Origin of the sequence: Xanthobacter sediminis (assembly GCF_043195015.1) — a bacterium.
GTDB lineage: Bacteria > Pseudomonadota > Alphaproteobacteria > Rhizobiales > Xanthobacteraceae > Xanthobacter.
In genome coordinates, this window is the sequence record NZ_JBAFWH010000009.1 from 21,290 (window position 1) to 42,188 (window position 20,899).

A 20,899-nucleotide genomic window follows, 5' to 3' on the forward strand; every position below is an offset into this window, starting at 1 on the left:
GGGCATTCTTCGCCAATATGAAAATGGACGCAAAATGCCCGCGATTGCGTCCATGTTAACGGTTGGCCGCCATTCTGGCCGCCGACTGGGATTCACGGGGACCGCCCGGCGTCGGCGGCCATTGCGGACTGGACATGATGACGGAGACGAAGGCCCGCACGCTCGACCTCACGGAACCCCGGCTCGCGCCCCTGCGCCGTGATGAGCTGCCATCCTTCCTCGTCGATGTTTCCACCTCAGCGGTCCTCGCCGTCACATCTGCCTGCGCGCGGCTCGGCATCGCGGTCGGCCACCGCCTGCCGCCACGGGTGGCGGAGGAGGCGCGCATGCTGGCGGCGAGCCGCGGACGCGCGCCGGCTCTGGTGCGCCTCAGGCTGCCGCGCAGCCTCACGCCGCTCCTGTTCCGCGGCCTCGTTCTCGATATCGCGGATGCTCCAGCGGTCCTGTTCGCGGACCCCGCCGCCCTGGCCGAGGAACCTGTACCTGTGCCGCCCCCGGAAGCCGCCGAGCCGGAGGCCACCGCCAGCCCTGTCGAGCCGCCGCCCTCCGGCGCGCGCTTCAACTTCGAGACCGACGCCGACGACCGGCTACGCGCCCTTTCCCCGGTTCTTGCCGCCGCCCTCGGCGCGCAGGCCGTCGCCTGGATTGGCGCCAGCTTTCCGGAGCTGGAGGAAGCCGGCCATATTGTCTCCGCGCGCGCGATCGCGCAGGCGCTGGCGCGCGGTACGAGCTTCACGGGCGTGCCCGTCATCGTCCCCGGCGCGCCCGGGCTGGAGCTGGAGCTGGGCGGCGTGCCCCTGCTCGATGCCGGCCGCCACCGGGTAGCGACCAGAGGCTTCGGGATCATGCGCCGCTGGGCGCCGGGCGCGGATGCTCAGGCCGAGCCCGTGCCGACGCCGGGCGGAACGGTGGCCGCATTTCCTTCCAATGTTGTGCCCTTCAACGGCCTGACCCCGCGCGAGAGCCGCTATTTCGACGAGATCGCGCGCACCCTGGAAGCCGCCATGCGGACGGACGGCCCGCCCCCACAGGAGCCCGCGCTCGCGGCCCCTCTCCCGTCCGAGCGGACGACGCTCCGTCCCGGCGAGCCCGAGGCCCTGCGCGTCCTCGATGCCCTGCCCCTGGCGACCCTGCTTGAAGACGAGGCCCGCCTCGTCCACGCCAACCGCACCTTCTTCCAGTGGACCGGCTGGCCCGATGTGGACGCTATCCGCTCCGCCGGCGGTGTGCCGAATGTGCTGCTGGATCATCCGGATGGCTTCTCCGAGCTCCTGACCGCCGCCGGCACCCGGTTGCCGGTGGATGCCTCCGAAGCCCCGGCGGATTTCTACGGCCCGGACGCGCGCCTTCACATCCTGCAGGCCCGCAGCGCCAATCATACGCCGGCCCCGGCAGCAGCCACACCGGAGGACCCCCGCCGCGCGGCGCTAGACCTCGTGCCCTGGCCGGTGTTCATCCTCGACGGCACCCACCAGATCCTCTTCGCCAATGCCGCTGCCTGCGCGCGCCTCGATTTCAGTGCGGAGGAGCTGGAGGAGCAGCCTGTTACCATTATAATCGCCCCCGAAGCGCGGGGCGAGGCCGTGGGCTGGCTGGACGCCGCCGCGCGGGGCGAAGGCGCCCAGCCGCGCGCGCTCCACCTGCGACCCTTCAGCGGACCGCAGTTCCATGCGCTCGCCGGCGTCGCGCCCGTAGGCGAGGGCAGTGATCAATACTGCCTCGTCCTCGGGCCCGAGCCCGCCGCGGAAGAGCCGCCGGAGGCTCTCACGGCGGGTTCGATTACCCCTGATGCCGTTGCCATGGTGCCCCCCGTCCCAGAGGCGGGAGCGGAAGCTGCAACCCCGGAAGCAATGCCCGCGGCGCCAGCGGAACCAGCCGCGCCACCCGCCACGCTCCATCTCGTGGCCCGGCGCCTGATGGAGAGCCTCGGCCCGTCCTTCTCCACCGTTTCGAACTATGCGCCCGATGAGGCGGCCGCGCTGCCGGGGCCGGTTCGCGACGCGCTTGAGCGTGTCCGCCGGTGCCTGGATGACCTCGGCGCTCTCGCGGAGCCCCTCGCGGAACAACCGGAGCCGGAGCCAACAGAGATTGCGCCCGTGGTGCGGGCTGCTCTCGCCTACGTCCTCCCAATGGCGCGCCGCCGTCACGTTACCGTGCGCACGGACATCGACGACGTGCCCGCCGTTCTCACCCGGCCCGGCCGCCTGGCTCGTCTCGTGCGCCTCATGGTGGAGGACGCGCTGGATGGCGCGCCATCGGGAACCGCCATCACCGTATCGCTGGCGTGCGGCGAGGCTTCGGATACGCCGGTGGTGCTTCTGGTGGGCGACGCCGGAGCACCGGTGGACGAGGCCGCCGACGCCGACGCGTGCGCGCCGCTTGCGTCTTCGCGCGGGGCCGACCGCTTCAGCCGGTCAGGGCGTCCGCTGCGCCGCGCGCGCCTCGCCGCAGAAGCGGAGGCCATCGGCGCGGGATTCGACGTGCGGCGTGGCCTTGCCAAGGGCATGACCAGCCAGCTCAGCCTGCCCCGGCACGCATCCTGATCCGCCAGCCGCTATCTGGGTGCCTCCACACACCGGGCGGCGGCGGCCTTCAACCTTAGAGTTCTTCTGAATGTGCGCGTTGCCGTTGACGCCGGCACGATCCTTCTGCCTAAATTGATAATCAGAAGCGTTTTTTGGATGTCTTCCCATCGATTTGATTTGGGCATTCCCATGATCGTTTGTTCGTGCAACGTCTTTTCGGATCGTCAGGTGATCGACGCGATCTCCAGCGCGCAGAACATGCGCACGCCCGGCGAGGTGTACCGCTGTCTCGGCTGCGCGCCTCAGTGTGGCCGCTGCGCGCGCACCATCCGCACCCTCATGGACCAGGTGCAAGGGCACAATTGCGGCCAGTGCGCGGAGGAATGTGCGGTCGCCGGGCTCGCCGGCCTGGTGGCTGCGGAATAATACGGAGACGAAAAGTCCTATTCCCGAACCGACCCTCCCCGGGTACGGTGCTTTTCGCAGTGTTGATTTCAGATTAGAATTGATCTAACACCGATTCAAATAAGCGAACAAAATGCCTTTCCAGGCATGAGGAGCACATCATGAAGGGCGATCCGAAGGTCATCGAGTACCTCAACCGAGGGCTGCGTTCGGAGCTCACCGCCATCAATCAGTACTGGCTCCATTATCGCATGCTCGACAACTGGGGTTACAAGGCCCTGGCGAAGAAGTGGCGGGCCGAGTCCATCGAAGAGATGGTGCACGCCGACAAGTTCACCGACCGCATCCTGTTCCTCGACGGCTTCCCCAACATGCAGGTGCTCGATCCGCTGCGGATCGGCCAGGACGTGAAGGAAATCCTCGACGCCGATCTCGCAGCCGAGCTTGATGCGCGCGCCCTCTACCAGGAGGCGGCGACCTACTGCCACTCCGTGAAGGATTACCCCAGCCGCGACCTCTTCGAGGAGCTGATGGCGGACGAGGAAGGTCATATTGACTTCCTTGAGACGCAGCTCGATCTCGTCGCCAAACTCGGCCTGCAGCTCTACGCCCAGCATCACATCGGAGAGCTCGACGAGGACTGAGTCGCTCGCGCTTGCTCACCTTAGCTGAAGAAAAGCCCGGCCCCGCGCCGGGCTTTTTCCGTTCAGGCCGTTGATTTCAAAGGGCCGGTGGCGGCGCTTGGCTACCGCCGGTAGAGGCCTTGAAAGCGACACAGAAACCCATGAAGGTGCAGCCAACCTGAAGCGAGGTTCGGGAACCGGCTTGTGTTCCGGCGTCCTTCCCGATGCGTTGCCGTCCGGATGGGCCTTGCAGGTCCCGCAATCCGACAATTCGAGAGTGTCTATTGAGACTGGGCGACAACACCCGCCGCATCATGCTGGCCGCAACAGCCGTCGTCGGCCTCGCCGCGGTCGCGGTGCTCGGCGCGGCAGCGCTGCTGCCGCTGCTGGTGCCGGCCGACGAGCTGCGACGGGCCGCCATTACGGCCGCGGCGGGAACGACCGAGCGTGGCGTCACCGTCTCCGGCGATCCGGTGCTGCGCCTCCTGCCCTCGCCCCGCGTGGAGCTGCGCAAGGTCACCTTCGCCCTGCCTCACGGGCAGTCCCTCGACGCTGACGCCGTCGTCAGCAGAATCAGTGTGTGGCCGCTCCTGTTCGGCCGCATCGTGGTGTCCGAGGTGACGCTGCTGAGCCCGTCCCTGGTGCTTACGAGCGACCGGCGCGCACCGCAGCTCGGCATCCTCCCCTTCCTCACCGCCGATGACGGCCCGGAGCTGCGGGTGGTGGACGGCACCATCGCCTGGCGCTCCGAGAGCGGTCTCACCCGCGAGCTCGTCAGCGGCATCGTCGGCCGCTTCGGCCGCACCGGCGGCGGCCACGGTATGAACGTCTCGGTGGTGTTCGACTGGCGCAATGCCGCCGTGGAGGCGAGCCTCGCCGTCGATGACGTCAAGAGCTTCCTGGCCGGCATGCCCACCCCCACGCGCGCCGCACTTACCTCCAGCACCGCGAGCATGCGCTTTCGCGGCGAGGCGAGCTTCGCCGCCTCACCGGCCGCGGACGGCACCCTCACTGCCGATGCCGATTCTCTGCGGGCCTGGCTGGAATGGGTAGGCGTGACGCCGCCGACCAGCCGCGGCCTCGGCGCCTTCTCCCTCAGCTCGCATGTGGCGCTGGACGGCGGCGCGCTCAATCTCACCGACACCGTGCTCGACCTGGACGGCAACCGCGGCGAAGGCGGCCTGCTGGTGAAGCTCGGTGGCGAGCGGCCGGTGATCCAGGGCACGTTCGCCTCCGACAAGATCAGCCTCAATCCGTATGGGCGCATGCGGCTCACCAGCGACAGCGGGCGCGAATGGAGCCGCGAGCCGCTCGACTTCTCCGCCCTAGAGGCATTCGACCTGGACCTGCGCGTTTCGGCCGGGCAGGTGACCACCGAGAACACAACCTTCACCACGGTCGCCGCCAGCGCGGTGCTTTCCGGCGGCAGGATGGTGCTGGCCCTGGGCCAGACCAACGGCTGGAACGGCATGCTGCGAGGCACCGCCACGCTCACCCCCAACTGGAGCCGGCGCGCCGCGGACGGCACGGGCATGGCCGTGCGGCTGGAGGCGGAGTTCGCCGACATCTCCCTGGAACGGGCGCTGACCGATATCGCGGGCATCGACACCTTCGAGGGCACCGGCACTCTGCAGTTCGACCTGCAGGGCGAGGGGCGCAACGCCCAGGACGTGGCGCAGAGCCTCATGGGCACGGTGGCTCTCACCGGCCATGGCGGCGACCTCGTGGGCTTCGATGTGGCCCAGCTCCTGCGCCGTGTGGAGCGGCGCCCCCTTTCCGCCACTGCCGATGCGCGCGGCGGCCGTACGCCGTTCTCGGAGCTGGCGCTGCAGGCGAGCCTGCGCCATGGCACGGCCACCATCGGCACCATGTCCATCGACGGCAGGCAGGTGCACCTGGACATGGAGGGCACCGTCGACGTGGCCCAGCGCACGCTGGACCTCTCTGGCGCCGCGGCCCTGAAGGCGGCGGGCAAGGGCGGGGACACGAAGCAGCTCTCCCTACCCTTCCTCGTGCAGGGCCCCTGGGCCTCGCCGCGCATCATGGCCGATCCCTTGAGCCTCATCGAGCGCTCGGGCGCGGCCCAGCCGCTGCTGGAAGCGGTCAAGAGCCGCAAGGCGGGCGCCGCCGTGCATTCCATGATCGAGAAACTGGTGAAGCCGGTGGCGCCGCGACCGGCGGAAGCAGGCGGCTCCGAGAACTGAGCCGACCGGCGCAGAACCATCTGCGCGGCGGCTCTCCCCTCTTTAGACAGCCGGCACTGCTGGACTGATCCAGGCTGCCCTGCGCGAGCAACGCGCGGAAGCTCTACCGTGCCGCGGATGCGCGCGGCTGCTGCGCGGGGCGCAGCGCATCCTGCCTCAGGCGGGCGAACATCAGGTGGTCCTCCCACATGCCGTTGATGCAGAGATACTGCCGCGAGTAGCCCTCGCGCACGAAACCGCAGCTCTCCAGCAGGTGAATGGAAGGCTCGTTCGTGGGCATGCAGGCCGCTTCCACCCGATGCAGGCGCAGCACCTCATGCGCTACCGGCAGCAGCGCCATCACGGCGGACTTCATGAAGCCCTGTCCGGCATAGGCCGCGCCCATCCAGTAACCAAGGCTCGCCGCCTGGCACACACCGCGCCGTACGTTCGACAGTGTGACGCCACCGAGCAGCTGATCGTCCGCGCGGCGGAAGATCAGCAGCGGATAGGCCTCGTCGGAGAGCATGTCGCGGCTGTAGCGGGCGAGGCGACGGCGGAAGGCCGCGCGGGTGAGGTCATCGGCCGGCCAGACCGGCTCCCAGGGGGCGAGGAAGGCCCGGCTCGCGGCCCGCACGTCACGCCACGCCGCGAAGTCCTTCATCTGCGGCGCGCGCAGATACACCCTCTCGCCTTCGATGGCCGGCAGGACGTCGGATGCGAACAGCGAACTCAGAGGCCACATGATCGACGCACTCGAAGCCTCGTCAGATTGACCAAACGGCCGGTGCCGGCCAAAGCCGCCGCCGAGCCCGCCTTTCACCCGCACTCGTCGACAGGACGCGCGGCCCAGCCTAGCGGGCGAGGCGCTCCACCGCGCGCGCGGTGGGCTCCAGCCCCGCCTGGGGCCCGAGAGTGGTGAGGGTGGGACGCCCACGCGCCACCAGAGTTTGCGCCGCCTGCCGCACCGCCGCAACATCCACGGCATCCACCTTGGCGACGATCTCATCCACCGGCACCACCCGGCCGAAGCCGAGGATCTGCCGCGCGAGCTGGTCGGCGCGGGCACCGGAACTCTCCAGCGCCGCGAGCAGGCCGACCTTCATCTGCGCCTTGGCGCGCGCCACCTCGGTCTCGGTCACGGTCTCGCCCGCGGCCAGGATCTGGTCGATCACCGCCTCCGAGAGCTCGCCGGCGGCCTCGGTCTCGGTGCCCGCGTAGATGCCGAACAGGCCGGCATCTGAATAGCTCCAGTGGAAAGCATAGATGCTGTAGCAGAGCCCCCGCTCTTCCCGCACATCCTGGAACAGGCGCGAGGACATGCCGCCACCGAGCACATTGGTGAGCACCTGCAGGGCGTGATAGCCGGGGTCGAGATAGGAGCAGCCCTCGAGCCCGATGAGCACCTGCACCTGCTCCAGCTCGCGCGGCGCGAGCCGGAGGCCGCCGGCATAGGCCGCCTTCGGCAGATCGGGCTTCGCGGCACCGCTGATGGAGGCGAGGCGCGCGGATGCTTCCGCCACCACCTGCTCGTGCTCCACCGCGCCGGCGGCGGCCACCACCATGCGGGGCCCGCGATAGGTGCGGGCGAGATAGGCGCCGAGCTGGTCCCGATTGAAACCGCGCACGGTTTCCGGCGTGCCGAGGATGGAGCGGCCCACCGACTGGCCGGGGAACGCCTGCTCCTGGAACAGGTCGAACACCAGGTCGTCGGGCGTGTCCATGACCGCGCTGATTTCCTGCACGATCACGCCCTTCTCGCGCGCCAGTTCCTCGGCGGCGAAGGCCGGCTCGGTGATGATGTCGCAGAGGATGTCGAGGCCGAGCGGCACGTCCTCGCCCAGCACGCGCACGTTGTAGCTGGTCTGCTCCACGGAGGTCGCGGCGTTGATGTCGCCGCCCACCTGCTCGATCTCCTCGGCGATGCGCCGGGCCGTGCGGCGTCGCGTGCCCTTGAAGGCCATGTGCTCCAGCAGGTGGGAGATGCCGTGCTCGTCTTCGTTCTCGTCGCGCGCGCCGGTGCCCACCCAGATGCCGAGGGAGGCCGTGCCCAGGTGCGGCATGGACTCGGTGACGACGGTGATGCCGTTGTCGAGGGTTGAAACCTTCACGCCGGAAGTATCTGCGCTCATGTGTTCCGTCTCAGGCGGCCGCGCCGGCGGCGATGCGGGCGCGGGCCCGGATGAAGGCCTCCACGGCGGCAAGGTCGTTGGGCAGCACGGTGACGCTTTCGCGCCGTGTCATCAGGTCCGCCATGTGGGGCGGCAGCGGCGGGCGATGGCCGGTGGCGGCGGCCACGGCATCCGGGAACTTGGCGGCGTGGGCGGTCGAGAGCACCACCTGCGGCACCCTTGCCGCGTGCTCCACCTTGTCCGCCACCGTGAGGCCCACGGCGGTGTGCGGGTCCACGAGGTAGCCCGCGCCACGATAGAATTTTGCGATGGTGGCCGCGGTTTCCGGCTCGTCGGCGCGCGCAGCCGAGAAATCGGCGGCGATGGCGGCCAGCGCATCCTTCGGCAGGGTGAAGCTGCCCGACTGGGCGAGCGAGCCCATGAGCTGGCGCACGACGGCCGCGTCGCGGTCCACCGCCTCGAACAACACCCGCTCGAAATTGGACGAAACCTGGATGTCCATGGAAGGAGAGGTAGAGGGAGTGACGCCCGTCACCTCGTAGCGGCCCGTATCCAGCGTGCGCACCAGGATATCGTTGACATTGGTGGCGATGGCCAGATCGCGGATGGGCAAGCCCATCTTCTTCGCCACCCAGCCGGCGAGGATGTCGCCGAAATTGCCGGTGGGCACCACGAACGACACCTCGCGGTGGGGCGCGCCGAGCGCCGTCGCAGCATAGAAATAGTAGACCACCTGAGCCACGATGCGCGCCCAGTTGATGGAGTTCACCCCCGCCAGCGCGAGCTGGTCGCGGAAGGCATGGTGGTTGAACATGGCCTTCACGAGGCCCTGGCAGTCGTCGAACGTGCCTTCCACCGCGATGGCATGGACGTTGGGCGAGGCCACGGTCGTCATCTGCCGCCGCTGCACCTCCGAGACGCGCCCGTGCGGGAACAGGATGAACACGTCCACCGCGTCGGAAGCGCGGAACGCCTCGATGGCCGCGCTGCCCGTGTCGCCCGAGGTGGCGCCGACGATGGTGGCACGGGTGCCGCGGGCGGTGAGCACATGGTCCATCAGCCGCGAGAGCAGCTGCATGGCCACGTCCTTGAAGGCGAGGGTGGGCCCGTGGAACAGCTCCAGCACGAAGCGGTTCGGCCCCAGCTGCACCAGCGGCGTCACCGCCGGGTGGCGGAAGCCGGCATAGGCATCGGCGATCATCAGGTCGAGCGCGCGCTCGGGCAGCGCATCCGCCACGAAGGGGGCGATGACCGCCTTTGCCACGGCGGGATAGGGCTTGCCGGCGAGGGCGGCGATGGCCTCGTGCGACAGGCTCGGCCAGGTTTCCGGCACATAGAGGCCGCCGTCGCGGGCGAGGCCCGCCAGCAGGGCATCGGAGAAGGACAGGGCCGGGGCTTCACCGCGGGTGGAAACGTAACGCAAAAGGTCCTCGCCGGAGTTCTCGCCGCATCGTGCGGATGACGGACAGCCGGCCCAGCCTAAACGCAAGCGGCGTCGCGCGAAAGGCTCCACCGCCCGGCACCGGGCCCGGTCTCACCGATAGCCGATTCGCGCGCCTCCGACCGTGCCCGCTTGACCCCGTCGATTTCGTATGTACTGATTGGTACATTAAAAACCATTCGGTACAGATCATGACATCACGCCCTCCGCTCCCGCCCTTCACCGAGGAGACCGCCGCCCAAAAGGTCCGCATGGCGGAAGACGCCTGGAACACCCGCGACCCCGAGCGCGTCTCCCTCGCCTACACGCCGGACAGCCGCTGGCGGAACCGCTCGGACTTCATCACCGGCCGCCCGTCCATCGTCGCCTTCCTCGAAGCCAAGTGGCGGCGCGAGCAGGACTATCGCCTCATCAAGGAACTGTGGGCCCATGCCGGCAACCACATCGCCGTGCGCTTCCAGTACGAGTGGCGCGACGGGGCCGGCGACTGGTTCCGCTCCTACGGCAACGAGCAATGGGAATTCGACGAGAACGGCTTGATGCGGCGGCGCGAAGCCTCCATCAACGACGTGCCCATCGGCGCCGGGAACCGCAGGTTCCTCTGGCCGGCGGGGCCGCGCCCGGCGGACCATCCGGGCCTCGCCGAACTGGGGATGTGATGGCGCGGATCGTGATGGAACGGGAGGACGTGCTGCCGGCCCTCGGGGAGGTGTTCCGCGAGCACGGCTTCGAAGGCGCGAGCCTTACCGCCATCACGGCCGCCACCGGCCTCGGCAAGGGCTCGCTCTACCACTTCTTCCCCGGCGGGAAGGAGGAGATGGCGGCGGCCGTGCTCCAGGAGATCGACGGCTGGTTCGAGGCCCACGTCTTCACCCCCCTGCGGGAGGAGGAGGACGCCCCAGCTGCCATCCGCGCCATGCTGGAGCGGGTGGATGCCTATTTCCGCTCGGGCCGGCGCGTGTGCCTCGTGGGGGTGTTCGCCCTCGGCGAGGTGCGCGATCGCTTCTCAGAAGGGGTGCAGGGCTATTTCACCGCCTGGCGCGATGCGCTTCGGGCCGCCCTGCGCCGCGCAGGCATCGCCGAGGCAGAGGCCGCCGAGCGAGCGGAGGATGCGGTGCTCGCCATCCAGGGCGCGCTCACCCTCGCCCGCGCGCTCCATGAACCGGAGGTCTTCACCCGCACCCTCGCGCGCCTGGAGCGCCGGCTGCTGGCTCCCTGACACGAAAAGGCCCGTGCGCACCACGCACGGGCCTTTGCTTCATCTCACGCAGCATCGCAGCGAAACCGAGCCGGGGCGGCCGACGCCGCCCGCCCGCGCCTTCAGTCCCGCAGCAGGGCTTCCACCCCGGCGGCGATGGCCAGCAGCTCTGCATCGCGACCGCCGGATGCCGCCAGCATGAGCCCCACCGGCGCCCCGCCCGTGCCGGAGAGGGGCAGGGAAATGGCGCAGCCGTCGATCATGTTGATGAGGGTCGGGTTGCGCAGGGCCGCGAGATTCGCCTTGCCGTAGGCCGCGTCGTCGGTGGCGAGATCGGCGATGCGCGGCGGCAGGATGGGCGCGGTGGGCAGCACCAGCGCGTCGAACGGGGCGAGGCGCGCCGTCGCCCCGTCCACCAGCGCATTGCGGGCCGCCACGAGGTCGAGATAGTCGGCGGCCGACTGCTCCGCGCCGCGGCGGACTCGCACCGAGACCCGCGGATCGTAGGCCGCGCCCTTCTCTTCCAGCAGCCTGCGGTGCACCGCATAGCTCTCGGCGGCGGTGAAACCGCCCTTGGCGTTCATGGGCGCGATATCCGCGAACTCGGGGAAGGGCTCCTCGTGCACCAGCGCGCCGCCGGCGGAAAGGCGGGCGAGGGCAGAGGCGAAGGTCGCGGCCACCTCGGGCTCCAGCCCGTCCAGGGCGACCGTGGTGGGCACCAGCAGCCGCAGGCCCTTCACGTCCCGCGCCGCGAGCGGTGCCGGCTCGGCGCCGGAGAGGATGGCGTCGAGCGCCGCGCAGCAGGCCACGGAGCGGGCGAGCGGGCCCACGCTGTCGAGCGTGCCGGAAAGCGGGAAGGCCCCCTCGCGCGGCACGCGCCGCGCCGTGGGCTTGAAGCCGGTGATGCCGCAGAAGGCGGCCGGGATGCGGCAGGAGCCGCCGGTATCGGTGCCGAGCGCGGCATGGGCCATGCCGTCGGCCACCGCCACCGCCCCGCCCGAGCTGGAGCCGCCGGAAACGCGGCCCACCGCGCGCTCGAAGGGGCTGCGAGGATCACCATAGTGCGGGTTCATGCCGAGGCCGGAATAGGCGAACTCGGTCATGGTGTTGCGGCCGATGATCACGAACCCGGCCCGGCGCAGGCGGGCGACGGCCGGCGCGTCACGCAGGGCCGGCGGGGCATCGGCCAGCACGCGGGAGCCGGCGGCCGTGACCTCGCCGGCGACATCGAACAGGTCCTTCACGGAAACGGGGATGCCGGCGAAGGGCGAAGGCGCGGCGCCGGCCTTGCGCAGGGCGTCCTGCCCGTCGGCGGCGGCGCGCGCCGCCTCGGCGTTGACGGACACGAAGGCGCGGGCACCCTCCCCTTCCGGCGCCGCGATGCGGGCGAGGCAGGCTTCCGTGAGCGCGCGGGACGTGGTGCGCCCGGCGGCGAGGTCTGCGGCGAGCACGGCAAGGGTGGGCTGGGGCGAGGACATGAGGGGCAGAGCGGACATGAGGCTACCACAAGCAGAAAGCCCGCCCCGTCAGAGACGAAGGGGCGGGCGGACCGGACCGAGGGATCAGACCGGATCGTAATAATGGATTTCAAGCAGCATGCATCCCTTCTCCGACTTGAAGGGCCCGTGGAAGGCGCCCGGCGGGCGCACCGCATAGGTGAAGGGCTGGAAGGATTCCCCGCCCTCCCCCTTCTCGTCATTGCCCACCGTGAGGTCGCCGGAGAAGAGGAACACCTCTTCCCAATAGTCGTGCACGAAGGGCTTGGTGGTGTAGATGCCGGCATCGAACCGCAGGATACGCGTGCGCGAACCCTGCTTGTTCTTCTCGTCCAGCACCCCGGAGAGGATCTTCTGCTGGATGCCCGAGGGATATCCGGGCGGCACTTCCCAGCCGGTCGAAAGATCGACCGTCCTGAACTCGTCGTGGATCTTGTTGATGGCCATGGGGGCAGTCCTGGTTGAAAGTCTTGCCGCGCGTCACTCGGCGGCGCGGGCGGGGGCGGCGGGCACCTCGTCGGCGAGGTCGTAGCTCGAAAGCATGCGGTCCACGAGGTTGCCGGCCTTGGCCCAGTCGTAGGTGCGGAAGGAGTGGTTCTTCACCACGAAGCTCGCCCCCGCGTAGAACATCTCATACTGCGCATGGCGCGAGGCGAACTCCGAGCCCACCGCGTCCCATGCCAGCTTGAAGAACTTCACGCGCTCGTCGGCGCTGGCGGCCGGGGACTGCTGGGTCTTGCGGATGAGGGCCGCCAGCTCCGGGTTCTCATAGTCGTGCACCGAGGACGGCAGCATGATGAGGCCGCCGCCGGCCAGCTCGCGCAGGGTGCCGATGAGCTTGCCGTAAAGCTGCTGCGCCATGGTCTGGGCGGCATAGAGGGTGTGGCGATCGGGAATGAAATAGGGGCCGTAATGGGCGCCCTTGGCCTCCATGGCGGCGACGAAGGCATCCACCATGCCCACCTCGGCCGAGAGCTGGCCCAGCGTCTCGCGCACCTGGGGGAAGTTGATGATGCCGTTCACCTCGGCGATGCGCCGGGCGAGGCCGGCGAGGAACCGCACCTTCACCGAGAGGCGGATCTGCGCCTGGTAGTTCTGGTAGACGTGGGCCGGGGTGGCGTGGAACTGCTTGCCCACCATGGCGACGTCGTCAACGATGAAGACGCGGTCCCACGGCACCTTCACGTCATCGAAATACAGCACCGCGTCGTTCTCGTCGAAGCGGCTGGCGAGCGGGTTGTCGAACACCGAGGGGGAGGCCGCCTCGTAGGACTTGCGCGAGAGCACCTTCAGGCCCTTCGCATTCATGGGAATGGCGAAGGAGAGGGCGTATTTCTCCTCACCCGGCTGCAGCGGCTGGATGCAGGTGACGAACACCTCGTTCGCCATGATGCCGCCGGTGGCCAGCATCTTGGCGCCGCGCACGGTGATGCCCTCGGCGTCACGGTCCACGATGGCGGCGGAGAGGAAGGGATCGGCCTGCTCGGCCGCGTTCTTGGAGCGGTCGGCCTGCGGATTGATGATGACGTAGGTGAGATAGAGGTCGTTGTCGCGGGCGAAGCGGTAATAGTCCGCGAGCGCGCCGGCGCGGGCCTTGTCATAGGCCTCGAACTGGTCGAGCCCCATGTACATGCCGGCGATGCAGGACGCCACGTGGTCCGGCGCGCGGCCGAGGAAGCCGGCGTGCAGCTCGGTCCAGGCCTCCAGGCCCTTGCGGCGGGTCACGAGGTCTTCATAGCTCTTGGGAAGCTGCCAGATGCGATTGGCGCGGGTGCCGGTCTCGGTGGCGAAGGTCATCAGCTCCGCGTTTTCCGGGGCGCTGTGGAAGTCGAACATCTTGGCCACGGAAGCCACCGCCCGCGCGTAGGCGGGGTGGGTGGTCACGTCCTTCACCAGCTTGCCGTCGACGAAAACCTCGCGGCCGTCCCTCAGGCTGGCGGTATGCTCTGCTCCGGTCTTGATCATCTGGAAGGTCCTTCGAGTTTGGCCGCGGTCGTTTCAGCGCTGCGGCATGTCGGTGGACGCGAGCGCATGATAACGCCCGCGAAAGAAGATGAGAGGCGCCTCGCCTGATGGGGCAGACACGCGCAGCACGCGGGCGATGAAGATCTCGTGGTCGCCACCCTCATGGATGGCGTGGGACACGCATTCGAGATGCGCCAGCGCGCCGGCGATCAGCGGCACGTCATGGGCGCCCAGGTGGTGGTCCACGGCGCTCCACTTGTCCTCCAGCGCGCGGGCGAAGCGGTCGGAAAGCTCGCGCTGGCCCTCGCCGAGAATGTTGATGCCGAAGCCCCGCGCCGCGCGCATGGCCGGCAGGGAGAGAGCCCGGCGGTCCACGGAGAACAGCACCAGGGGCGGATCGAGGGAGACTGAGTTGAAGGAACTCATGGTCATGCCGATGCGCGTGCCGTCGGCGGCGGTGGCGGTCACCACGGCGATGCCGGTGGCGAACTGGCCCAGCACCTGCCGGAAGGTGCGCGAATCCAGAGGAGGAAAGTCGGTCTGCGACATCTCGGGCTCGCTGGAAGGATTGGTTATTAGCTTTGTTAGAAAGCTAATTTATCATAGGCGCCGACGTCAAGCGCAAACCGACGACACCAGCCCTGCGGCGTGCGCGGCGCAGGGCGCGGACGGGCTTGAACGCCATCGCCGGAGCCCAGCGCGAACAGCGGGCGGCACGTTGCTCTCCGGCAGCGCTATAATCCGAGCCGATGCGACCGCGACCGGATGAAGCCTTGAGCCCCTTGCCCTCCCCCGCCCCGCCCGGCCTGCTCGTGGTGAAGCTCGGCGGCAGCCTGCTGCGCGGGGCGGCGCCGCGGGCGCTGCTCGGCCGCCTCGCGCCCCTGCCCGGCCTGGTGCTGGTGCCCGGCGGCGGCCTGTTTGCGGATGCGGTGCGCGAAGCGCAGCCGCGCCTGGGCTTCAGTGAGGGCGCGGCCCACCGCATGGCGATCCTCGCCATGGAGCAGACCGCCTGCGCGCTCCATGATCTTTCGCCCGCGCTGCGACCCGCGCGCACCCTCGCCGGGCTCGCCGCTGCCGGCACCGGGGCGGCGCTGTGGTTCCCGGCAGCCGCGCTCGTGGGCCACCCCGATATTCCCGAGAGCTGGGACATCACCTCCGACAGCCTCGCCCTGTGGCTGGCGCGCCAGCTCGCCGCCCCGCGCCTGCTGCTGGTGAAGGCCGAGGGCGTCGCCGTACCCGCCCCCTGTAGCGGCCGCGCGGGGGACCTTGCCGCCTGGAGCGGCCTCGGCCTCGTGGATCGCGCGTTCGAGGGCATGGCGCTCGGCTACGAAGGCGATATTGTGCTTGCCGCCGCGGACGATGCGTCCACCCTCGACACCGTCCTTGCCCCATACGAAGCGGCGGGCAGGACCCACGAACCCTGAAGGCCGAAGGCCCGATGAAAAAAGTGACCAATCCCCGCTGGGCCTGGGCCCTGACGGGTTCCGGCCATTTCTTCACGGAGAGCATGGAGATCATCCGCGAGCTGGGAGACGTGGATCTCTTCATCTCCGCCGCCGCCGCCGAGGTGCTGCGCATGTACCGGCAGGACAAGGAGCCGCTGCCGGAAAGCGTGCACATCTACCGCGACGACAGCGCCTCCTCCGCCTCCGTCGGCCGCTTCTACCATGGGGAATACCACACGCTGGTGGTCTCCCCCGCCACCTCCAACACGGTGGCGAAGGCGGTCTACGGCATCTCCGATTCGCTGGTCACAAACTGCTTCGCCCAGGCCGGCAAGTGCCGGGTGCATTGCATCGTCTTCGCCTGCGACACCGCGCCCGAGCTCATCACCATGGCGCCGGAAGGGCCGGTGCCGGTCTATCCGCGCCGCATCGACCTCGAGAACACGCGTAAGCTCAGGGAGTTCGAAGCCACCGACGTGGCCGAGAGCCTCGCCGAGCTGCGCACGATCATCGCCCGCCGGCGGGCGGAGCTGGCGGCGGCCGGCGTCATTCCCGCCCGGGGCTGAGGCCATGGCGGAGCGGGTCGCGCTCATCACTGGCTCCCTGGCAGAGCCGCGCATCGCCCGCATCGCCGAGGCGATCGCGGACGAGGCTTTGCATCCGGTGGTCATCAACATCGGTGTCAAGGTCGCGGCGCTCATGACCGCCGAGATCGTGGAGCGGCGCCTGAAGCTGCCTGAAGGCATCGACCGGGTGGTGATGCCCGGCCGTTTCCGGGGCGATCTCGACCGGCTGGCGGCGCATTTCGGCATCCCCTTCGCGCGCGGGCCGGAGGAGGCGGCGGACATCCCGGACTATTTCGGCCGCAACAAGGGCGCGGCCGATCTCTCCCGCCAGGAGGTGCTGCTGTTCGCGGAGATCGTGGACGCCACCCGCCTCTCGGTGGAGGGCCTGCTGGAGCGCGCCCGCCGCCTCCGCGCGGACGGCGCCGACGTGATCGACCTCGGCGCCCTGCCGGACGCGCCCTTCCCCCACCTGGAGGAGAGCATTGCGGCGCTCAAGGCCGACGGGTTCCGGGTGAGCGTCGATTCGTTCGATGTCTCCGAGCTCGCCCGCGCCACCCGCGCGGGGGCGGACTTCCTGCTCAGCCTCAACGAGACCAACCTCGACATCGCGAGGGAAGGCGCCGCCGTGCCGGTGCTGGTGCCGGCGAAGCAGGGAGACCTTTCCTCCCTCATCCGCGCGGTGGAGGCCTGCGAGGCCATGGGCCGGCCCTTCCTGGCCGATCCTATCCTCGATCCCATCCACTTCGGCTTCACCTCCTCCCTCCTGCGCTATGCGGAGCTGCGGCGGCTGAAGCCGGAGATCCCCATCCTCATGGGCATCGGCAATGTCACGGAGCTGACGGACGCCGACACCACCGGCATCAACGCCATCCTCATGGGTGTCATCTCCGAGCTGCGGCTCAATGCGGTGCTGGCAGTGCAGGTGAGCCCTCATTGCCGCACCGCCGTGCGCGAGTTCGACCGGGCACGGCGGGAGTTCTTCGCCGCCCGCGAGGCGCGCTCCCTGCCCCAGGGCTTCGGCGGCGGGCTGATGGCGCTGCGCGACCGCAAGCCCTTCACCACCACCCCGCAGGAGGTGGAGCAGCTCGCCGGGGAGGTCACCGACCGCGCCTTCCGCATCGAGGTGACCCAGAACGGCATTCACGCTTACAACCGCGAGGGCCACCATGTGGCCGAGGAGCCGTTCGCCCTCTTTCCCCACCTCAAGGTGGAGCACGACGGCGCCCACGCTTTCTACCTGGGCGTCGAGACCGCGCGGGCGGAAATCGCCTACCAGCTCGGCAAGCGCTACGCCCAGGACGAGCCCTTGCGCTGGGGCGTGGCCGGCCAGACCGGTGGGCAGGTGGACGAGGCCCACAAATTGACTTTCAAGGATGCGGGATCGACCCTCTCCGCCAAGAAGAATGCCGATCAGAAAGGCGAAGGACGTGATTAGGGAGACCATCGTCACCACGGCCTCGCCGGCGGGCGAGCCGCATGTGGCGCCCATGGGCGCGAGCGTGGTGGAAGGCGGCTATCTGCTGATGCCCTTCCGCCCCTCGCGCACCCTCGACAACCTCATGGCCACCCGCGCCGGCGTGCTCAACTTCACGGACGACGCCCGCGTCTTCGCCGGCTGCGTCACCGGCCGGCACCGCGACTGGCCGACCGTGCCCGCCGGCGCGAGCGTGCGCCTCGCCGAGACCCTCGCACATGCGGAATTCTCGGTGGAGCGGGTGGAGGACGATGCCCAGCGTCCCCGCTTCTTCTGCCGCGTGGTGCGGGAGGAGAGCCACGGCCTGTTTCGCGGCCTCAACCGCGCGGTGGCCGCCTGCGTCGAAGGCGCGGTTCTGGTCTCGCGCCTCCACATGCTGCCCCTCGATCAGGTGGAGCTTGAGATGGCGCACCTTGCCATCGCCGTCGAGAAGACCGCCGGCCCCGCCGAGCGCGAGGCGTGGAGCTGGCTGATGGAAGCGGTGGCCGCTCACCGCAACAAGGTGGCCTCATGAGCACCCCCGGCTTTCTCGCCTCCGTGGCCGATCTCGCCGAGATGGAGCAGGCGCTTGCCTTCGGCGTGGACATCGTGGACCTCAAGAACCCGGCCGAGGGCGCGCTCGGCGCCTGGCCCGAGGAGCGGCTGAAGGCGGCGGTGGCGCGCTGGCGGGCCTCAGGCTCCCGCGCGCGCCTGAGCGCCACAGTGGGCGACCAGCCGCTCGACCCCGCAGCGCTCGCGGCGGCCGCAGCGCGCACCGCGGCGGCGGGCGTGCCGCTGGTGAAGATCGGCTTCGCCCTGCCCCGCGCAGGGGCCGAGGCAGCGCTGGCGCCCTGCCTCGCAGCGCTCGCGCCGCTTGCGCGCGAAACACGCCTCATCGCCGTGCTGTTCGCGGACCAGGGGCCCGACACCGGGCTCGTTCCCGCCTTCGCGACGGCGGGCTTCGCGGGCGTGATGCTCGACACCGCGGACAAGGCGGCCGGCGGCCTCCGGCGCCATTTGGGCGAGCCGGCGCTCGCCCGCTTCGTCGATCTGGCGCGGGCGAGCGGGCTCATGACCGGCCTCGCGGGCTCACTCAAGCTGGAGGACGTGCCGCCCCTGGCCGCGCTCCGCCCCGACTACCTCGGCTTCCGTGGCGCCCTGTGCGCAGGCGGGCGCACCAGCGCCCTCGATCCGGAGCGCATGGCCGCCGTAGCGCACGCTTTGCGCGCAAGCCGCGGCATCGCCGCCTGAGGACATGAGCGACGCCGGCGGCGCACGATGTACCGACGGGCGCACCCGGTTGCCCCCGCTTCGAAGCCCATGGCCGCAATCGCGCGCCCTGCAATTGGGGGCACAGGACGCAGTATGAAGCTGCGGACGAAGCCAGCGAAACAGGACACGGGCCACAGCCTGCCACACTCCGACCGAACGCCCTCAGCCTCCGGGGCGCCGGGCACTGGGCGCGGAGCTGGCCCGGAGGCCGTGGCCGCAGTTACACCCTCTGATCGCCGGCACAGACCACCTTCAAGGCGCGGACGAAACGGGCGACGCAGGACAGCGGCCACAGCCGGCCACACTCCGACCGAACGCCCTCAGCCTCCGGGGCGCTGGATGCTGGGCGCGGTGCCCTCGGCACGGAGGTCATGAGCGCTGTCACACCCTGCGATCAGAGGCGCAGCCCACCTTTTGAAGGTGCGGACAAAACGGGCAACGCAGGACACCGGCCACAGCCGGGCGCTCTCCGGCCCGTCGATCTCCGCTTCTGAAACATACTGGGCGCCGGAGCGCGGCTCATCCACCGTGGACGCATGGCGCGCGCTCCGCAATCGGATTACGGAAACGCCGCCTGAGAGCGCGGACTGAAACCGTGCCGCCGTTAGAGTGATTTCTGCTCGCATTGGCTCGCGAAAATCACTCTAGATCATTGAGATCACGCAATTTCTCAACGCGGCAGGTCTCTGCTTAGCTTGAAAAATGCTCTGACGACAGCGCAAAGCGGCGAGAGCGGGCCCTTCGGATGGACATCATCGGCGCGCGGGAAGCGGCCTCGTTGCCGGTGGGCGCGCACCAGTCGGGGCCGTGCAGGTGGGGCGGCCGGCCGGGCCATACCTCACGCGGCGCGTACCCCGCATTTCAGCCGCGCGGGCACAGCCCGAATCCCGCCCGACGCCAGCGCCGAGACGCTCAGCGCACGGCCAGGGCGGCGCGGATGGAGGCGTATTCGCGCATGAGCAGGTCGCACAGCTCGCCCGCGGGCAGGGCGCGGGCGAGCGGCGCGCCCTGCCCCGCCCATTGGGCGCCGAAGGTGACATCCCCCGCCGCCTTGGCCGCGGTGTTGAGCGCTTTGCCGGCATCGTAGGCCACGGGATAGGCGGCGCGCGGCGTGTCGAGCCCGGCGGCCAACGCGGTGAAGCCGTTGGCGAGGCAGCGCGCCGGACGGCCGGAGATGGCATCCGTCATCACCGTGTGGTGAGCGGCATCGCTGAACAGGGCGGCCCGGTGGCCGGCGTCGGCCGCGCTCTCCGGGCAGGCGATGAAGGCGGTGCCGAGCTGCGCGGCGGTGGCGCCGCAGGCCAGCGCGGCGGCGATGCCGCCACCGGTCATGATGCCACCGGCGGCGATGACGGGAAGCGAGGTCTCCCGCGCCAGCACCTGCACCAGGGCGAGGGTGGAAAGCCGGTCATCCGGCATGGCAGGGTCGAACTGGCCGCGATGGCCGCCCGCCTCGTAGCCCTGGGCCACCACGGCGTCGATTCCCGCCCGTTCCGCCAGCCGCGCCTCCGCAAGGCTGGTGGCGGTGGCGAGGAGCACGACGCCCGCCGCCTTCAGGCGGCCTGTCACTTCCGCGGAAGGCAAGCCGAAATGGAAGCTCACCACCGCCGGGCGCGCATCGAGCAGCATCTCTTCCATGGCGGGGTCGGCCAGGAAGCTGCGGTAGATCTCGTCGAGCGCCACGGGCGCGGTGGCGCCGAAGCGGGCGAAGGCGGGCGCCAGGGCCTTCAGCCAGCCCGCCTCGCGGCCCGCGTCGCGCACCGCCGGGGCGTGGCAGAACACGTTGACGTTGAAGGGCTGGTCCGTCAGCGCGCGGGTGGCGGCGATCATCTGCCGGCCCGCCGCCGCATCGACCGCGCCGAGGGCGATGGAGCCGAGCCCGCCGGCCGCCGACACCGCTGCCGCAAGCGCCGGCGTGGAGGTGCCGGCCATGGGGGCCTGGATGAGCGGGATCGTCAGGCCGAGGCGGTGGAGCAGCGAGGTCATGGGGAGTCTCCCGAGCGTCGTGCCGCCTTCTTACGGCCCGCCGCGCACACCGGTCCAGCCTTCCCGCCCGTCCTCCGGCCCGAGGAGCCCGACACGGCCGCAGGAGACGGCGGATGCCGTTCCCGGCGGGTGGCGGCCAGGATTGTCCCGCAACGGAGCTACCCGTGCATGAAGAGCACGCCCGGCCCTGAAAACCAGGAGCGATCGCC

Annotated in this window: 19 protein-coding genes; 11 read left to right on the forward strand and 8 right to left on the reverse strand. The window is 69.9% G+C overall.

Going from position 1 to position 20,899, the window contains the following annotated elements; translation table 11 throughout:
• The first annotated feature begins 137 nt into the window (after nucleotides 1–137).
• From V5F61_RS13075 to V5F61_RS13090, 4 genes are all read left to right on the forward strand, one after another.
• The gene (locus V5F61_RS13075) at nucleotides 138–2,543 is read left to right on the forward strand and encodes a PAS domain-containing protein (RefSeq protein ID WP_394104043.1); all 2,406 of its coding nucleotides are present in this window, start codon (nucleotides 138–140) and stop codon (nucleotides 2,541–2,543) included.
• A 138-nt stretch (nucleotides 2,544–2,681) separates the two neighbouring features.
• Nucleotides 2,682–2,951 (forward strand): (2Fe-2S)-binding protein, encoded by a 270-nt coding sequence (locus V5F61_RS13080; protein WP_393988438.1) that lies wholly within the window; start codon nucleotides 2,682–2,684, stop codon nucleotides 2,949–2,951.
• 140 nt (nucleotides 2,952–3,091) lie between these two features.
• On the forward strand, nucleotides 3,092–3,574 hold the full coding sequence (gene bfr / locus V5F61_RS13085) for a bacterioferritin (protein ID WP_393988439.1): 483 nt from the start codon (nucleotides 3,092–3,094) through the stop codon (nucleotides 3,572–3,574).
• Between the two features lie 263 nt (nucleotides 3,575–3,837).
• Nucleotides 3,838–5,757 (forward strand): AsmA family protein, encoded by a 1,920-nt coding sequence (locus tag V5F61_RS13090; RefSeq protein ID WP_393988440.1) that lies wholly within the window; start codon nucleotides 3,838–3,840, stop codon nucleotides 5,755–5,757.
• A gap of 103 nt (nucleotides 5,758–5,860) precedes the next feature.
• On the opposite strand, the gene V5F61_RS13095 is transcribed toward V5F61_RS13090, so the two are convergent.
• The 3 genes from V5F61_RS13095 to thrC all read right to left on the reverse strand — a co-directional run bounded on the left by V5F61_RS13095 (nucleotide 5,861) and on the right by thrC (nucleotide 9,291).
• The gene (locus V5F61_RS13095; protein WP_393988624.1) at nucleotides 5,861–6,481 is read right to left on the reverse strand and encodes a GNAT family N-acetyltransferase; all 621 of its coding nucleotides are present in this window, start codon (nucleotides 6,479–6,481) and stop codon (nucleotides 5,861–5,863) included.
• 109 nt (nucleotides 6,482–6,590) lie between these two features.
• Nucleotides 6,591–7,868, reverse strand: coding sequence for a M16 family metallopeptidase (locus V5F61_RS13100; RefSeq protein ID WP_393988441.1), 1,278 nt, complete (start codon nucleotides 7,866–7,868; stop codon nucleotides 6,591–6,593).
• Between the two features lie 10 nt (nucleotides 7,869–7,878).
• Nucleotides 7,879–9,291, reverse strand: a complete 1,413-nt coding sequence (gene thrC / locus V5F61_RS13105; protein WP_393988442.1) for a threonine synthase — start codon at nucleotides 9,289–9,291, stop codon at nucleotides 7,879–7,881.
• A 209-nt stretch (nucleotides 9,292–9,500) separates the two neighbouring features.
• On the opposite strand from thrC, the gene V5F61_RS13110 reads away from it, so the two are divergent.
• Nucleotides 9,501–9,968, forward strand: coding sequence for a nuclear transport factor 2 family protein (locus tag V5F61_RS13110; protein ID WP_393988443.1), 468 nt, complete (start codon nucleotides 9,501–9,503; stop codon nucleotides 9,966–9,968).
• The gene (locus V5F61_RS13115; RefSeq protein ID WP_393988444.1) at nucleotides 9,968–10,528 is read left to right on the forward strand and encodes a TetR/AcrR family transcriptional regulator; all 561 of its coding nucleotides are present in this window, start codon (nucleotides 9,968–9,970) and stop codon (nucleotides 10,526–10,528) included. The genes V5F61_RS13110 and V5F61_RS13115 overlap by 1 nt, the downstream gene beginning before the upstream one ends.
• A gap of 101 nt (nucleotides 10,529–10,629) precedes the next feature.
• Here V5F61_RS13115 and V5F61_RS13120 read toward each other — a convergent pair whose 3' ends face one another.
• The 4 genes from V5F61_RS13120 to V5F61_RS13135 form a co-directional block, all read right to left on the reverse strand.
• Nucleotides 10,630–11,985 carry an amidase gene (locus V5F61_RS13120; protein WP_393988625.1) on the reverse strand — a complete coding sequence of 452 codons (1,356 nt, stop codon included), beginning with the start codon at nucleotides 11,983–11,985 and terminating at the stop codon, nucleotides 10,630–10,632.
• 84 nt (nucleotides 11,986–12,069) lie between these two features.
• The gene (locus V5F61_RS13125; RefSeq protein ID WP_393988445.1) at nucleotides 12,070–12,450 is read right to left on the reverse strand and encodes a cupin domain-containing protein; all 381 of its coding nucleotides are present in this window, start codon (nucleotides 12,448–12,450) and stop codon (nucleotides 12,070–12,072) included.
• 33 nt (nucleotides 12,451–12,483) lie between these two features.
• Nucleotides 12,484–13,968, reverse strand: a complete 1,485-nt coding sequence (locus V5F61_RS13130) for a 4-hydroxyphenylacetate 3-hydroxylase family protein (protein ID WP_393988446.1) — start codon at nucleotides 13,966–13,968, stop codon at nucleotides 12,484–12,486.
• A gap of 33 nt (nucleotides 13,969–14,001) precedes the next feature.
• A complete protein-coding gene (locus tag V5F61_RS13135) occupies nucleotides 14,002–14,517 on the reverse strand; it encodes a flavin reductase family protein (RefSeq protein WP_393988447.1) in 516 nt (171 codons plus the stop codon).
• 224 nt (nucleotides 14,518–14,741) lie between these two features.
• Between V5F61_RS13135 and V5F61_RS13140 the strand changes: the two genes are divergently transcribed.
• The 5 genes from V5F61_RS13140 to V5F61_RS13160 are packed head-to-tail and all read left to right on the forward strand — an operon-like array spanning nucleotide 14,742 to nucleotide 18,683.
• Nucleotides 14,742–15,392: a hypothetical protein gene (locus V5F61_RS13140; RefSeq protein ID WP_393988448.1), complete on the forward strand. Its 651-nt coding sequence runs from the start codon at nucleotides 14,742–14,744 to the stop codon at nucleotides 15,390–15,392.
• 14 nt (nucleotides 15,393–15,406) lie between these two features.
• Nucleotides 15,407–15,979 carry a flavoprotein gene (locus tag V5F61_RS13145; RefSeq protein ID WP_393988449.1) on the forward strand — a complete coding sequence of 191 codons (573 nt, stop codon included), beginning with the start codon at nucleotides 15,407–15,409 and terminating at the stop codon, nucleotides 15,977–15,979.
• Between the two features lie 4 nt (nucleotides 15,980–15,983).
• On the forward strand, nucleotides 15,984–17,414 hold the full coding sequence (locus V5F61_RS13150) for a DUF6513 domain-containing protein (protein ID WP_393988450.1): 1,431 nt from the start codon (nucleotides 15,984–15,986) through the stop codon (nucleotides 17,412–17,414).
• Entirely contained in the window at nucleotides 17,407–17,967 is a 561-nt protein-coding gene (locus tag V5F61_RS13155; protein WP_393988451.1) for a DUF447 domain-containing protein, read from the forward strand. Before V5F61_RS13150 ends, V5F61_RS13155 begins: the two co-directional genes overlap by 8 nt.
• A complete protein-coding gene (locus V5F61_RS13160) occupies nucleotides 17,964–18,683 on the forward strand; it encodes a (5-formylfuran-3-yl)methyl phosphate synthase (RefSeq protein ID WP_393988452.1) in 720 nt (239 codons plus the stop codon). The genes V5F61_RS13155 and V5F61_RS13160 overlap by 4 nt, the downstream gene beginning before the upstream one ends.
• Nucleotides 18,684–19,616: 933 nt before the next feature.
• Here the strand turns inward: V5F61_RS13160 and V5F61_RS13165 are convergent.
• Complete coding sequence (locus tag V5F61_RS13165) at nucleotides 19,617–20,690, reverse strand: NAD(P)H-dependent flavin oxidoreductase (protein WP_393988453.1); 1,074 nt, start codon at nucleotides 20,688–20,690, stop codon at nucleotides 19,617–19,619.
• Between the last annotated feature and the right edge of the window lie 209 nt (nucleotides 20,691–20,899).

What these genes read in the sequence shown, in the direction of transcription:
- V5F61_RS13075 (WP_394104043.1), top strand. Translation starts at nt 138, where the DNA reads ATGACGGAGACGAAGGCCCGCACGCTCGACCTCACGGAACCCCGGCTC.
- V5F61_RS13080 (WP_393988438.1), top strand. Translation starts at nt 2,682, where the DNA reads ATGTCTTCCCATCGATTTGATTTGGGCATTCCCATGATCGTTTGTTCG.
- bfr (WP_393988439.1), top strand. Translation starts at nt 3,092, where the DNA reads ATGAAGGGCGATCCGAAGGTCATCGAGTACCTCAACCGAGGGCTGCGT.
- V5F61_RS13095 (WP_393988624.1), bottom strand. Translation starts at nt 6,481, where the DNA reads ATGTGGCCTCTGAGTTCGCTGTTCGCATCCGACGTCCTGCCGGCCATC.
- V5F61_RS13100 (WP_393988441.1), bottom strand. Translation starts at nt 7,868, where the DNA reads ATGAGCGCAGATACTTCCGGCGTGAAGGTTTCAACCCTCGACAACGGC.
- V5F61_RS13110 (WP_393988443.1), top strand. Translation starts at nt 9,501, where the DNA reads ATGACATCACGCCCTCCGCTCCCGCCCTTCACCGAGGAGACCGCCGCC.
- V5F61_RS13115 (WP_393988444.1), top strand. Translation starts at nt 9,968, where the DNA reads ATGGCGCGGATCGTGATGGAACGGGAGGACGTGCTGCCGGCCCTCGGG.
- V5F61_RS13120 (WP_393988625.1), bottom strand. Translation starts at nt 11,985, where the DNA reads ATGTCCTCGCCCCAGCCCACCCTTGCCGTGCTCGCCGCAGACCTCGCC.
- V5F61_RS13125 (WP_393988445.1), bottom strand. Translation starts at nt 12,450, where the DNA reads ATGGCCATCAACAAGATCCACGACGAGTTCAGGACGGTCGATCTTTCG.
- V5F61_RS13130 (WP_393988446.1), bottom strand. Translation starts at nt 13,968, where the DNA reads ATGATCAAGACCGGAGCAGAGCATACCGCCAGCCTGAGGGACGGCCGC.
- V5F61_RS13135 (WP_393988447.1), bottom strand. Translation starts at nt 14,517, where the DNA reads ATGTCGCAGACCGACTTTCCTCCTCTGGATTCGCGCACCTTCCGGCAG.
- V5F61_RS13145 (WP_393988449.1), top strand. Translation starts at nt 15,407, where the DNA reads ATGAAAAAAGTGACCAATCCCCGCTGGGCCTGGGCCCTGACGGGTTCC.
- V5F61_RS13150 (WP_393988450.1), top strand. Translation starts at nt 15,984, where the DNA reads ATGGCGGAGCGGGTCGCGCTCATCACTGGCTCCCTGGCAGAGCCGCGC.
- V5F61_RS13160 (WP_393988452.1), top strand. Translation starts at nt 17,964, where the DNA reads ATGAGCACCCCCGGCTTTCTCGCCTCCGTGGCCGATCTCGCCGAGATG.
- V5F61_RS13165 (WP_393988453.1), bottom strand. Translation starts at nt 20,690, where the DNA reads ATGACCTCGCTGCTCCACCGCCTCGGCCTGACGATCCCGCTCATCCAG.